The sequence below is a fragment of the Alteromonas sp. LOR genome, from assembly GCF_000753865.1.
In the GTDB taxonomy this organism is placed as follows: domain Bacteria; phylum Pseudomonadota; class Gammaproteobacteria; order Enterobacterales; family Alteromonadaceae; genus Alteromonas.
The window spans coordinates 59,999-73,048 of the sequence record NZ_JQFW01000040.1; the positions used below are offsets into that span (position 1 = coordinate 59,999).

General features: G+C 45.1%; 11 protein-coding genes. 3 read left to right on the forward strand and 8 right to left on the reverse strand.

Annotation, left to right across the window (positions count from 1 at the left end; translation table 11 throughout):
- Positions 1-44: 44 nt before the first annotated feature.
- Together JV36_RS0112715 and JV36_RS0112720 are read left to right on the forward strand one after the other, a co-directional pair.
- Positions 45-584, forward strand: a complete 540-nt coding sequence (locus JV36_RS0112715) for a heme NO-binding domain-containing protein (protein ID WP_032095175.1) — start codon at positions 45-47, stop codon at positions 582-584.
- Positions 585-592: 8 nt separating this feature from the next.
- Positions 593-2,749 (forward strand): putative bifunctional diguanylate cyclase/phosphodiesterase, encoded by a 2,157-nt coding sequence (locus tag JV36_RS0112720; protein WP_032095176.1) that lies wholly within the window; start codon positions 593-595, stop codon positions 2,747-2,749.
- A 211-nt stretch (positions 2,750-2,960) separates the two neighbouring features.
- On the opposite strand, the gene JV36_RS0112725 is transcribed toward JV36_RS0112720, so the two are convergent.
- The 8 genes from JV36_RS0112725 to rpe all read right to left on the reverse strand — a co-directional run bounded on the left by JV36_RS0112725 (position 2,961) and on the right by rpe (position 11,818).
- Entirely contained in the window at positions 2,961-3,767 is an 807-nt protein-coding gene (locus JV36_RS0112725; RefSeq protein ID WP_032095177.1) for a DUF1338 domain-containing protein, read from the reverse strand.
- A gap of 21 nt (positions 3,768-3,788) precedes the next feature.
- A complete protein-coding gene (astD, locus tag JV36_RS0112730) occupies positions 3,789-5,258 on the reverse strand; it encodes a succinylglutamate-semialdehyde dehydrogenase (protein ID WP_032095178.1) in 1,470 nt (489 codons plus the stop codon).
- A gap of 14 nt (positions 5,259-5,272) precedes the next feature.
- Positions 5,273-6,310 carry an arginine N-succinyltransferase gene (astA, locus tag JV36_RS0112735; RefSeq protein WP_032095179.1) on the reverse strand — a complete coding sequence of 346 codons (1,038 nt, stop codon included), beginning with the start codon at positions 6,308-6,310 and terminating at the stop codon, positions 5,273-5,275.
- A 23-nt stretch (positions 6,311-6,333) separates the two neighbouring features.
- Positions 6,334-7,539: an aspartate aminotransferase family protein gene (locus JV36_RS0112740; RefSeq protein ID WP_032095180.1), complete on the reverse strand. Its 1,206-nt coding sequence runs from the start codon at positions 7,537-7,539 to the stop codon at positions 6,334-6,336.
- Positions 7,540-7,875: 336 nt separating this feature from the next.
- Positions 7,876-9,051: an HDOD domain-containing protein gene (locus JV36_RS0112745; protein ID WP_032095202.1), complete on the reverse strand. Its 1,176-nt coding sequence runs from the start codon at positions 9,049-9,051 to the stop codon at positions 7,876-7,878.
- A gap of 304 nt (positions 9,052-9,355) precedes the next feature.
- Positions 9,356-9,961, reverse strand: a complete 606-nt coding sequence (locus JV36_RS0112750; protein ID WP_081926618.1) for an anthranilate synthase component II — start codon at positions 9,959-9,961, stop codon at positions 9,356-9,358.
- A 142-nt stretch (positions 9,962-10,103) separates the two neighbouring features.
- Positions 10,104-11,111 carry a tryptophan--tRNA ligase gene (gene trpS / locus JV36_RS0112755; protein WP_032095181.1) on the reverse strand — a complete coding sequence of 336 codons (1,008 nt, stop codon included), beginning with the start codon at positions 11,109-11,111 and terminating at the stop codon, positions 10,104-10,106.
- Between the two features lie 29 nt (positions 11,112-11,140).
- Positions 11,141-11,818: a ribulose-phosphate 3-epimerase gene (gene rpe / locus JV36_RS0112760; protein WP_032095182.1), complete on the reverse strand. Its 678-nt coding sequence runs from the start codon at positions 11,816-11,818 to the stop codon at positions 11,141-11,143.
- A 444-nt stretch (positions 11,819-12,262) separates the two neighbouring features.
- On the opposite strand from rpe, the gene JV36_RS0112765 reads away from it, so the two are divergent.
- Complete coding sequence (locus tag JV36_RS0112765; RefSeq protein ID WP_032095183.1) at positions 12,263-12,988, forward strand: TorF family putative porin; 726 nt, start codon at positions 12,263-12,265, stop codon at positions 12,986-12,988.
- The last annotated feature ends 62 nt before the right edge of the window (positions 12,989-13,050 follow it).

The window sequence follows — 13,050 nt, forward strand, 5'->3', positions numbered from 1 at the left end:
GTGGTGTGGACTACACTTTCGTTAAACAGTGAAGGAAACCGCATATGTTGGGTATTGTTTTTACGTCATTGATCGACATGTTAGAAGAAAACGTGTCGCCTGAGTTTGCCGATGACGTCATTATGGAAGCAGAATTGGAAAACGAGGGCGCTTACACAGCTGTAGGCTATTACCCTTATGAAGATATGGAGCGAATGTTAAGTGTGTTGGTGGAAAAAACCGGAAAGTCTGCCAACGAGCTGCTATACGATTTTGGTTATTATCTTTTTGGAAAATTGGGCGCTGCTCATGGTGATGTGCTAGCAAATACCGATAATATGCTGGATATGTTGGGTCATCTTGACGACGATATTCATGTACAGGTGAAAAAGCTCTATCCTGACGCCGACTTACCACGCTTCAAGGTATTGTCGAGAACTGACACGACAATGCGATTGCAGTATTACTCTGAACGCAATCTATTTGCCCTTGCAGAAGGCCTTATGGATGGTGCTGCCGGCTATTTTAACTGTAAATTAGAGCGGGAAACCCATCAGCTTAGTACACCACACACTTACGAATTCAGTATATCTGTGATTTCATAGGTTAATGTATGTCGCAAGACTTCACTGAAAGTGACAAGCGCTGCACACTCTTAGAGCGTCGTTTCAAACGGGAGAGAAATGCCCGGGAGCAAGCGGAAGCGTTACTAAGAGAAAAGTCACAGCTTTTATACGATGCGTTAATGAAAAGTCAGCAATCTCAAGCTGACTTAGAGCTCGCGTTATGGGCGTCTCAGGAGTCTTTTTGGAGCTGGCGCGCTGATACCGACATTATGGAGATCCGCTCCTTCTCGCTTTACAGCGGTAACCGCTCTACTTGGTCTGGCACTGTCATAGAGCTAATGGCTCGTGTGCACCAAGATGATATGGAAAACCTGCAGTTTCATTGGTCTATGGCGATACACGGTAACCGAGACCGTATTGAAGTGTCGTTTCGTTTGCGCTTTAAAGCCGATTACCAATGGATACGCCTGCGAGGGCGAGTGCTTGAACGGGGATGCACAGCCGAAGCGCTCAATATTGTTGGCACTACGAAAGATATCACTCAACAGCGTAAAGCTGAGCAATCCTTTGATTTAATGGCATCTGCGTTTGCAAGCTCGCGAGAGCCCATGCTGGTGTTAACTCCCGACCTTGTAATCACCGAATGCAACGACGCGTTTATTCGTTTGTTAGAGGCACCAGTAAAAGAAAAATGCATTGGCGAAGACTTTAACGAGCTATTGGCGGCCACTCGGGTGAATGAAGAGCAGCTTATGCTCGACAAGCAGCTGCGCTTTGAGTCAAAAATAGATTCGCTGTCTGGTAAAACACGCGTCGTCGATATTTCTATAGCCGTGTTTGAGGCATATCGGCAAACCTCCTCTTATTTAATCGCTACGCTGCGTGATGTTAGCGACAGAAAGCGCAATGAAGCCCGATTAAGACAGTTAGCACAGCATGATGACTTAACGGGTCTGTCTAACAGAAATTGGCTTCGGGAGTCTATAGACTCATATGTGGCAAGCGGTGAGCCCTTTCTACTTGTTTTCCTTGATTTAGACGGCTTTAAAGCCATTAACGATACTGCAGGTCACGATAAAGGCGATGCGGAACTTCAGCGAGTTGCAGCACTTTTAACCGCCATGTTTGGGCCTATCGGCGAGGTTGGACGATGGGGAGGGGATGAATTCCTCGTGGTGCTTAAAGAAGAAGCGTCTGGCAGTGTCAAAGAAAAATGCGAGAGGCTAATAGAGCAAATAGAAGAGGACGTGATTTATGCTAAGGGCACTGAGTTGCGATTGTCTTCAAGTATCGGGATTGCCGCTTATCCAGAGCACAGTGACGGAATAAAAAGCCTAATTCAATGCGCTGACGCAGCAATGTACAGAGCGAAAGAGTTGGGAAAAGGGCAGGTATTTGTTTACGAACCTGGCCTATACGAGAGCATGACGCAGCAGGTAAGCATGGTGAATGATCTGCGCAAAGCGGTAGAAAATCATTTGCTCGACTTTTACATACAAGGAAAATACGATCTTCACGGCAATTTAAAGGGTGGAGAAGTGCTGTGCCGCTGGATTTCTGGTCTTCACGGTGTGGTATCGCCTACCGTGTTCATTCCTATTGCCGAGGAGCACAATCTCGATAGCGCCATCGGTTTATATGCAATAGAAGCTGCGTGCGACTATATCTCTATAATGGAATCGCAGCAGGGAGAAGCGATTCCCCTATCGGTGAACATTAGTGCGAATCAAATGCTCGATGAAACGTTTCCAGAAAAAGCCTTAGACATCTGCCGTACAAATCACGTCTCGCCTGAATACATTGAATTAGAGCTTACTGAATCGGTGTTTATACGCGATGAAAAAACCGCATTGCGTTCATTAAATGCATTGCGCGAGCTTGGTTTTAGACTATCCCTTGATGATTTTGGCAGCGGTTTCTCATCATTAAGCTATTTGCGTATGTTCCAGTTTCAGGTGGTCAAAGTGGATAGAAGTTTAGTGAGTGGGGTACATCAAGATAGTAAGGCTTATGCGCTATTTAGCGGCATAATAACCATGCTTCGAAGCTTAGAAATTGAGGTTGTTGCAGAGGGTATAGAGCTAGAAACTTACTTACCCTTTATGGAACAGGCTGACGTGCAGCTTATGCAGGGGTTCTATTTTGATAAGCCAATGCCGTATGATCAATTTTTAGCACGACATACATCAGAGACTAAGCGCTAATAATATTCGCCTGTGGGTAGGCGGCGCTCGCCAGCAATCTTTGACCGACAACACTCTTTATCGTCAATAATCTTATCTCCGCTTAATAAAAAAGCCCAGCGTCTCGCGACGCTGGGCTTTTAGTATTGATGCGCACATGTCACTACGTCAATGGCTTTCTAAGCCACGGGGTTAGCACGAGATAGCGTAATACCATCCGTGCTTAGCCGAGTTATTTGGCGTTCGTGCTTTCGAAAATCTTGTCTGCAGAGGCTGCAACAAAACCCTGATAGCGCTCGCCGTTTGGCATGTCGTAGCGCTGAGCAAATTCATAAAAGCAGCTTGGAATAGACAGCGTTTCTTCGCTAAATGAAACGTCGCTACGGTCGGCCATTGTCGATGACTGGGCTAGGAAAACCTCAGGACCACCTTTTATTTCGCCGCCGGATGTATTTAAAACAAACCCTGCTTCTTTCAGAAGGGTGTTCACATCACTCAGTTCATTAGTGCGACTCAAATGGTTAACACTTACCGTGAAATGATTCGCTCTGAAGCCCCACGCAGCCATCCAAGCAGCGTATTCAGATTCATTGATGAGCGTATCGTATTCGGCTTTACTCACATCCCAGTGCTTACCTGAGTACAGGAAATTGTCTGCATCAGTAATATCACTTGGCATTTGTGCCACTAGCTTTTTAATAATTGCTTGAACGTCGCTAGACAGTTCATCAACGCGAAGTTCGCTAATAAACACTTTAGGCTTGGTATCGTCTGGGTGCTCAAAGTGTTTAGCCGTTAGCTTTTTCGCTTCAAAGTCGTAGTCGCCTTTTGCTTCATAGCCCAGTGCTAGGAAGTGAGCTGCTAACTTATCAAGTCGTGTCTTATCTAAGGCAAAGGTTCTAAACGCAACGTGATCGTTAACAATATTGCTATTGTTTTCTTCACCGGCAAGCAGAGTATGAATCTTGTGCGCAGACGGCGTTATCTTTACGTAGTCTTCCCACATGTTGGCAAATAAAGTATCGATATTACTATGCATTTAAGTAGGGTCCTTGCATTTTTATAGTGATAAGCCAGGGCTTAATTTGCCCGGTAGCGTAACTTTATCGAGCTCAACCGAGGCCACTGGGTAGGCGCAATAGTCGGCGGCATAAAACGCACTGGCACGGTGGTTACCGCTATCGCCAATTCCACCAAATGGTGCAGCGCTGCTTGCGCCAGTAATTGGCCTATTCCAGTTAACGATACCCGCACGAATGCGAGCAAAGAAATAGCGATAGTCTTCTTCGCTATCACCGAGTAAACCAGCCGATAAACCAAAGCTCGTGTTGTTGGCTTCTGCAATGGCATCGTCAAAGTCGGTGTATCGAATCACTTTCAGTAGTGGACCGAAATGCTCTTCATCAGGCAATGCGTCAAGCATGTCTGTTACGTCGATAATACCTGGCGTGGCAAACCCTTTTTGCGGGTCGGTTTGTTCTAATCGAACGAGCACTTTACCGCCTAATGCTTCAAGCTCGCTTTGCGCTGCAACCATAGAAGCTGCCGCTTTGCTTGAAATCATCGCGCCCATAAAGGGTTGCTCTTGTGCATCATAATCGCCCACTTTGATATTCTTAGTCATGGCAATTAAGCGCTCGAGGATTGCATCACCTTGCGCGTTTGCTGGCAAAAATAAGCGACGTGCGCAGGTACAGCGTTGTCCAGATGTAATGAAAGCCGATTGCACGATGTCATGAGTTGCGGCATCTATGTCACTGACATCTTTAACGATGAGAGGGTTGTTACCACCCATTTCAAGGGCAAGAATTTTGCCAGGATGACCAGCAAACTGTTCGTGCAGCACTCGACCGGTGCGTGAACTACCGGTAAAAAACAACCCGTCAATATCGTTATGAGCGGCAAGTGCTTTACCGGTTTCCACTTCACCTTGTACAAGGTTTAACACGCCTTTAGGCAAGCCTGCAGCATCCCACAGTTTCACCATTTCTTGCGCTACCATAGGGGTAAGGTCGCTTGGCTTAAACACAACGGTGTTTCCCGCAATAAGTGCAGGCACAATGTGACCATTTGGTAAGTGGCCTGGGAAGTTATAAGGCCCGAATACAGCCACGACACCGTGAGGCTTATGACGTATAAACGCCTTACCCACCGGCATAGGGTTTTCCACATCGCCGGTACGCTCAAAGAATGCTTTTTCAGAAATGCCAATTTTACCCATCATGGCGCCAACTTCGGTGGCCGTTTCCCACTCTGGCTTGCCCGTTTCTTTCGCCATTACTTTAGCGAGGTGCTCTTTCGCTTCTTCAAGCTTACTGCCGTAGGCTTTGATGATGTCTAGGCGTTGCTCTACGGTTTTTAAGCTCCATTCAACAAGGGCTGCTCTGGCTGATTTAATCGCCGTATCTATCTGCGATGCAGTCGCAGATTTTCCTTCCCAAATAACGTCGTTTTTAGCTGGATCTATTGAGGTCAGGTCGTGACCTTCTCCGGCAATCCACTCACCGTTGATATAATGTGTGTGTAGCATAGGGATGTCCTTTATTAGTCGCGAAACGTAACGGGCGCAAAGCGCACCGAGTCGCCTTCATTAACATTTAAGGCAGCAGCAGCTTGACGAGACAGCACCGCAACACGTTGTTCTTCACTTACGGTCATCTCTGCGGCAACTGCGCGAAACTCGCTGATAGATGTGTTGATGATGTAGTGGGTTTGCCCCTGAGCCGCAGCCATGTCGTCAATAACAACAGGTAGCTTAAGGCTAGACTGAGCGGTTCGAATATGACTAAGATTCGCTTCTACCGTAGGGCCTGCATCGAAAATATCCACATAGCCTCTGCACGAGAACCCTTCCTCTTCAAGAAGTTGTAGTGCCGGGCGAGTTTTGTCGTGAACCTTGCCAATGACATCCTGTGCCGCTTGACTGAGCAAGTTCACGTAAATAGGGTATTTCGGCATAAGCTCGGCAATAAACACCTTATTGCCAATCCCTGTGAGGTAGTCGGCAGTAGGGAAGTCCATTGAGAAAAAGTGGGTTTCTAACCATTCCCAAAACGGAGAGCGGCCTTGTTCATCACTGACACCACGCATTTCTGCAATGACGGTTTCAGAAAAACGCTCGCGATGTTCCATCATGAACAAAAAGCGAACTTTCGATAAGAAGCGACCGTTAATTCCGCCTCTCGCCTGCTCACGTAAAAACAGCGTGCAAATTTCTGTCACGCCAGTGTAGTCGTTACAGAAAGTAAGAATGTCCACGGTGTTGTGAATATTCAACTCACGAGAAGCGTGCACCACTTTGCTCAAGTGATAATGATAAAAAGCATCATCTATACCTACTGCGGCTTCAATGCCAGTCGTGCCAACGACTTCGCCGGTTGCAGTGTCTTCCATAACAAATAAATAAGACTCATCGCCTGGTTCAGTCACATTCGTTTTGTTAAACGTACTGTCGGCGCGGTCTATCTTGCGCTGTAAAAGCTCATCGTTAACGGGCAAAGACGTAAAGCCAATGCCCGATTCGACAGCGATATCCTTAAGCGCACTGTAATCCGCTTTTGTAATAGGGCGAATGATATTCATATTCACTACTCTGGTAGAGGTAATTAGGCGTTTACAATAGCGGCAACTGCGCGCTCGAAACGTGCAAGACCTTCTACGATATCCTCGTCAGGAATGACAAGTGATGGTGCAAAACGAATGACATTCATACCAGCAACTAGACACATTAAGTGCTCTTTAGTGGCTGCGGTCATAAAATCTTTCGCACGGCCCTGATATTTTTCATTCAGTGCGCATCCAAGAAGCATACCTTGGCCACGAATTTCTTCGAAAACGTGATATTTATCGTTTATTTCGCCAAGAATTTTGCGGAACAGCGCTTCTTTCTTCAGCACGCCTTCTAGCACTTCAGGTTGGTTTACAATATCTAGCGCTTTTTCTGCTACGGCGCAGGCCAGTGGGTTACCACCATATGTACTGCCGTGAGTTCCAGGCTTGAGATGCGCCGCGATGTCTGTAGTCGTCAACATGGCGCCAATTGGGAATCCGCCGCCCAGCGATTTTGCGGTAGTTAGAATGTCAGGGGTTACGCCTAAACCCATGTAAGCGTAAAGGTGACCCGTACGGCCAACACCAGATTGAACTTCATCTAGAATGAGTAGTGCATTGTGCTTGTCACATAACTCGCGTACGCCTTTAACGAACTCAATGTCTGGCGTAATGATACCGCCTTCACCTTGCAACGGCTCCATCATAACCGCACAGGTTTTGTCAGAAATCATGGCTTCAAAAGCGGCAAGATCGTTAAAGTCACAGTGGTCAACGGCGCCTGGCTTAGGTCCAAAACCATCAGAGTAAGCTGCTTGTCCACCTACGGTTACAGTAAAGAATGTACGGCCGTGAAACCCTTTGTTAAACGCGATGATTTGATTTTTATCTTCGCCGTGTTTATCAAGAGCCCAACGGCGTGCAAGCTTAAGTGCCGCTTCGTTTGCCTCTGCACCAGAGTTTGCGAAATAGACTTTGTCAGCGAACGTAGCGTCAGCCAGTTTTTTCGCTAAGCGTAATGATGGCTCGTTAGTAAAAACGTTGCTTAAATGCCAAAGCTTTGAGCCTTGTTCATTGAGGGCTTTAACAAGTTCAGGGTGGCAGTGACCTAAAACATTTACTGCAATGCCGCCTGCAAAGTCGACGTACTCAGCACCGTCTTGATCCCAGACGCGCGAGCCTTCGCCGCGAACCGGTACCATATGAGCCGGGTTATAGTTAGGAACCATTACATCGTCAAACGTCGCGCGAGTTACCTTCATTATCACTACCTCTGCATTGAGCGCCCTACACCAAATCTGGTGCGAAAAAGCGCAAAAAATAAAACTATACTGGAGCGCAGTATGCCATTTTTTTTAACATTTGTCTTGTCTTAGGGATGCTCTAGCCCTTTGTTTACAAGGACTGTGGCTTAATTTGCAAGAAAAGTGAATAACTATTAACTGCTAAGCAATATCATTTGGTAATAGAGATTTTTAGTAGTTGATTTTAGGCTGAGGCATGCAGCAACGGGAGCGCTGAGTCTTAAAATGGGTGACTAATTTTTGTTTAAACGATTATCTCTTGTGCTGGCGGGCTGCATGAATATCCACTAAAAATTAATCTTCGGCATCACTTTTTACGAGAGGAAGTGTGAAAATATCGATATTTTTCAACTTTGCTAACATGCCCTGTGGGTATTTTAATGCTGACAACGCGCTTTTTGCTGTTCTTGCGTCGGTGAGCTTGGTTTGATGCAGCGCTCGAATTTGAGCATATAATCGCGCTTGTAACACTACATCGCTTAATACTGAGGGTTCTGCGTGTGATGAACCTGCAACTGCCCGCATAGCAGGCGTGATAAACAGTCGTTTCAATGCCAGTTCGTCTAACACATCTGCGGTTAACGCATCGGCAAAAGTTTGCTGTAGCGCAATGAGATGATTGGCTGATGGCACTATTTTAACTAATGCATCGTGGCGCTTGTGCTCTTTGTCTTTCTGACATTCTTGTAAGAGGTGCAGCTGCACTTTGTCGAACATTCTAAAGTAGAGGCGAATAACAGCGCATCGGCCTAAGTTGCCTAGCATGCCAAGCATGTAGGCATCGCTCTTGTTGATTCCCTGCGCGATGGCGATATGTTGCGCCGTTATCGCTACACCCGTTGAGTAACTAGACAGCTTTTGTTTAATGATCGGATAAGGGTCGGTAATTTGTGGCGTGGCGCGTTTTACAATGAGCGATGGGATGAGCAGTCTTAAGTTTTCAATTCCTAAAAAGCTAAGCGCCGTTCGCAGTGTCTCAACAATGATGATGCGACCTCTAGAATCTTTTCTTCTAAAGCGAGGTGTATTCACAATGCTCGTAAGATCGTCAACAAGCCACGGCATAGTGGCAACGATAGGTTCAAGTTTTGATACAGAGCAAGCTCTTACCGTTAGTGCATCAAGTAACATACCAATATTTGACGGTAGATTTAGCAGGCTGCTTATCACCCCTGGCGTATCTTTGAGATACACCGACATTTCTTCAACGATAATATCGTGGAGTTGATAGCTGATTGATTCAATGTAGGAAGCTTCAGAGGTTCTTTGTAGCCGCTTATTCTCAATGGCCACTTTTTCTACGTGCAGCAACTGCCTGCGAGCATCACCTTGCTCTGATTCTTCAAAGGTAACTTTGCCCGTTGGCGATTTTCCCAAGATCTCGAACACACGTTCTGTTGAGATAATAAAATTCTCAAAACAGTCGTTAATAGTGGGTTGCTCTGTGTGTTCTGTAGGGGCTGTGGGCACGTGCAGACGACTCCGATGCTTAATAGTTTCGTACGTTGCTGTATTGTCGTACATTTTATGGCAGTTTCCCACTTTCGATTATCGCTATACCGCTCTTTCACCAAAAAGTAGCTTAATAGCCTGCTACCTGGCTTTGAGCCGACAAGGCCTCTAGCTAGTCAGAACTCTAGCTAAACAGGCCTCTAGCTCAAGACTCGGCTAAGCACATCAACTTTGCATTTTAGGTAAGCAATGTATTTAAACACTATAAAAAATGGACTTTTTCTGTCCGAATTAAGGACATATCGGCAAGAGATACAATTACTTAAGCTGTGACTTGATTAGGGCGTGCCTTAGACAGGGAAATAAATTTCGCTAGCACATCGTGACCATATTCAGTCAAAAGGGATTCAGGGTGATATTGAACTCCCCAAATAGGCATACTTTGATGAGAGATAGCCATGATTTCTTTTTGACCAACATTGGTGTTGCACCACGCATCAGCATTGAGGCATGTAGGCAGGCTTTCAGGTTTTAATACCAAAGAATGGTAACGAGTAACGTTAAACGCCCTTGGAAGTCCGTTTAGTAGGCCGGTATCGCTATGGTGTAGTTCTGATACCTTTCCGTGCTTTATTTCTTGTGCACCAACCACACTAGCCCCAAAAACCTGACCTATAGCTTGATGTCCTAGGCACACACCTAAAATAGGAATAGTACCGGCAAATCGCTCTATTGCCTGTAAACTAATCCCTGCTTCATTAGGTGTGCAGGGGCCTGGTGATATAACGAGCTGGGAGGGCGCTAGATGAGCAATCTCATCCAGCGTGATGGCATTATTTCGCACTACTTTTACGTTTACGCCTAACTCTAAAAAATAGCGAGCTAAGTTGTGCGTAAACGAATCAAAGTTATCAATCAACAATAACACGGTAGTGCTATACCTCTGTGTGATATTAAAGCTATGTATTTTATAAAAACGAGCATGAAACACGAAGTATGAACAGTAGCTACCATAAACAGTAAGTACCATGTTCAACACGTGAGTGGGTTACTTTACGGTAAAAGCGACCCTATGGTTTAGGAATGAAACCCACCGCATCATACACTTTCTTCAATGTCACACTTGCTCGTTCTGAGGCCTTATTGGCACCACTTTGCATTACCTCGTTAAGGAAAGCTCTGTCGGCACGAATTTTTGCGTATTCTTCTTGAATCGGTGTAATCAGTGACACAACTGCCTCAGCAACATCACCTTTGAGGTGTCCATACATTTTGTCAGTGTACTCAGGCTCAAGCTCTTTTATCGACTTTCCTGTAGATAAAGAGAGCAAGGTAAGTAGGTTAGATACGCCCGGCTTCTCCTTAGGGTCAAAATAGATATTAGCCTGCTCGTCTGAGTCGGTAACCGCGCGCTTTATTTTCTTCGTCAGCTTTTTAGGTTCTTCAAGCAAACCAAGAAAGTTATTCGGGTTTGTATCCGACTTAGACATTTTCTTTTCAGGCTCTTGTAAGCTCATGATTCGAGCACCAAAATCTGGAATATACGGGTCAGGTAGTTTAAAAACATCGCCGTAAAGATTATTCACCCGAGTAGCGATATCGCGAGTTAGCTCTAAGTGCTGTTTCTGATCTTCACCAACGGGCACTTTGTCTGCTTGATAGGCCAATATATCTGCGGCCTGCAATACCGGATAGCTATATAAGCCCACGTTGATATTGTTTTCGTTTTTGGCAGACTTATCTTTAAACTGAGTCATTCGGTTGAGTTCGCCCATTTGAGCGTAACAGTTTAGCACCCAAGATAGCTGCGCATGCTCAGGCACGTGAGACTGCATAAAGATAGTGCTTTTTTGCGGGTCGATACCACAAGCAAGGTAGAGCGCTAGGCCATCTAAGCAGGCTTCAAATAACTGCTTGGGATCTTGGCGCACCGTAATCGCATGCAAATCGACAATCATATAAAGACAGTCGTAATCTGCTTGCATGGAAACCCATTGCTTAAGCGCACCCATATAGTTACCTAGGGTGAGTTGTCCAGAAGGCTGACAGCCACTTAATACAACGGGTTTATTACTCATTATTTTTACCTGTAATTGTGTTTAATAAATTATGCTTTAGACAGCGATGCAAGCTCTTGTCGCATTTCGCTGATGACTTTTGTGTAATCGTCTTGAGAGAAAATGGCGGAGCCAGCTACGAACATGTCTGCGCCCGCTTCTGCGATGTCGCGAATGTTATCTACTTTTACGCCACCGTCAATTTCTATTCTTATATCGTAACCACTTTCTGCAACGCGCTGCTTAACTGCACGTACTTTATCCAATGTCGACGGGATAAAGGCCTGTCCGCCAAAGCCTGGGTTCACCGACATTATAAGAATGTGGTGAAGTTTATCCATCACATGATCTAAGTAATGTAGCGGTGTCGCTGGATTAAAGACCAATCCTGGCTTACATCCCGAATCGATAATGAGCTGCAAAGACCTATCGATATGCTCAGAAGCCTCAGGGTGAAAGCTGATATATGATGCACCCGCATTGGCAAACTTTTCTATTAGATCGTCTACAGGCTTCACCATTAAATGCACATCAATGGGTGCGGTAATGCCGTAGTTTCTCAATGCATCGCAAATCATAGGCCCAAAAGTAAGGTTTGGGACATAGTGGTTGTCCATCACATCAAAATGAACGATATCCGCGCCCGCGCTGATCACTTTCTCGACGTCCGCACCAAGTCGAGCAAAATCTGCGGAAAGAATAGAGGGCGCAATTAAAAATGGTTTCATTTTTCATCCTTAGTCATTAATGCATACACAGCGATTGATGCTGCAGTGAACATATACGCAATGTACATATATGCAATGTGCATAGATGCATACTTGATGAAAGTTTAACGAAATCCGTCGTGCTTTACTACGAACTCTGTATTTCCTCCAGACAAATTAAAATACCCCCCTTTTTCGAAGAGTGAGAAATGCAACAAAGCCTGCCCAGTTTTGGGGAGTGCGCGTTAATCTGGTGCATTTTTATTCATTTAAGCTGCATGGTTATTTTCATTCAATTCTTTTGGGTTGAGAATAAAATGATTAAAATCAATGTATTAGAATTAATTTTAACTCTTTTTTACTCGTGCCATAAACGGGCATCAGTTTTGCGTTAGCTAGTGCAAATATAAAAATACAGACAGAAAAACTAATTAAAACAAATTGGAATTTGACTGGAGAACACACATGAAAACGTCTACAAAAAGAACTCTACTTGCCGCTGCTATATCAACAGCGTGCCTTTTCACTGCAATGCCTACTTATGCAGAAGTTACTGCAAACGCAAGTTTCACAAGTAACTACATCTGGCGTGGTCTTACTCAAACAACGAATGATGCAGCTGTTCAAGGCGGTATTGACTATGCACACGAAAGCGGTTTTTACGCAGGTACATGGGCGTCAAATGTAAACTACGGTGCAGACGATATTTATTCGTATGAGCACGACCTCTATTTCGGTTTCTCTGGTGAGTCTGACCAAGGTATCGCTTATGATGTGGGTTACTTGTACTACAACTATGATTCAGAAGCTGAATTTGATTTCGCAGAGGTTTACGGCTCAGTAGGCATGGGTGGTGTTAGCCTTACGGTTTCATTGCTTGCGCACACAGAAGCAGATGAAGGCGAAGGACAGGATTTTGGTTTTGGTAAAGCAACCTATGTTTCATTAGATTACGGCATGCCAGTACTAGACGGTGCTGAACTTGGTTTCCACGTTGGTTATCATCAAGGCGACTTCGCTGAAGCGTTCAACGGTGTACCAGATGGTTACGCAGATTACGGTATTTCATTATCTAAAGACGGTTTTAGCTTTGCGGTTACGGGCACCGATTTAGACGATACTGGCGCAGATGCATACGATAACGATGCAGTGAAATTCACTGTTAGCTACGGTATGGACTTCGAGCTATAAGTGTTTTGAAAAGTCTGTTTAGTAAAGACTTTTCTATTAATTGATAAAAAGCCCAGCATCAT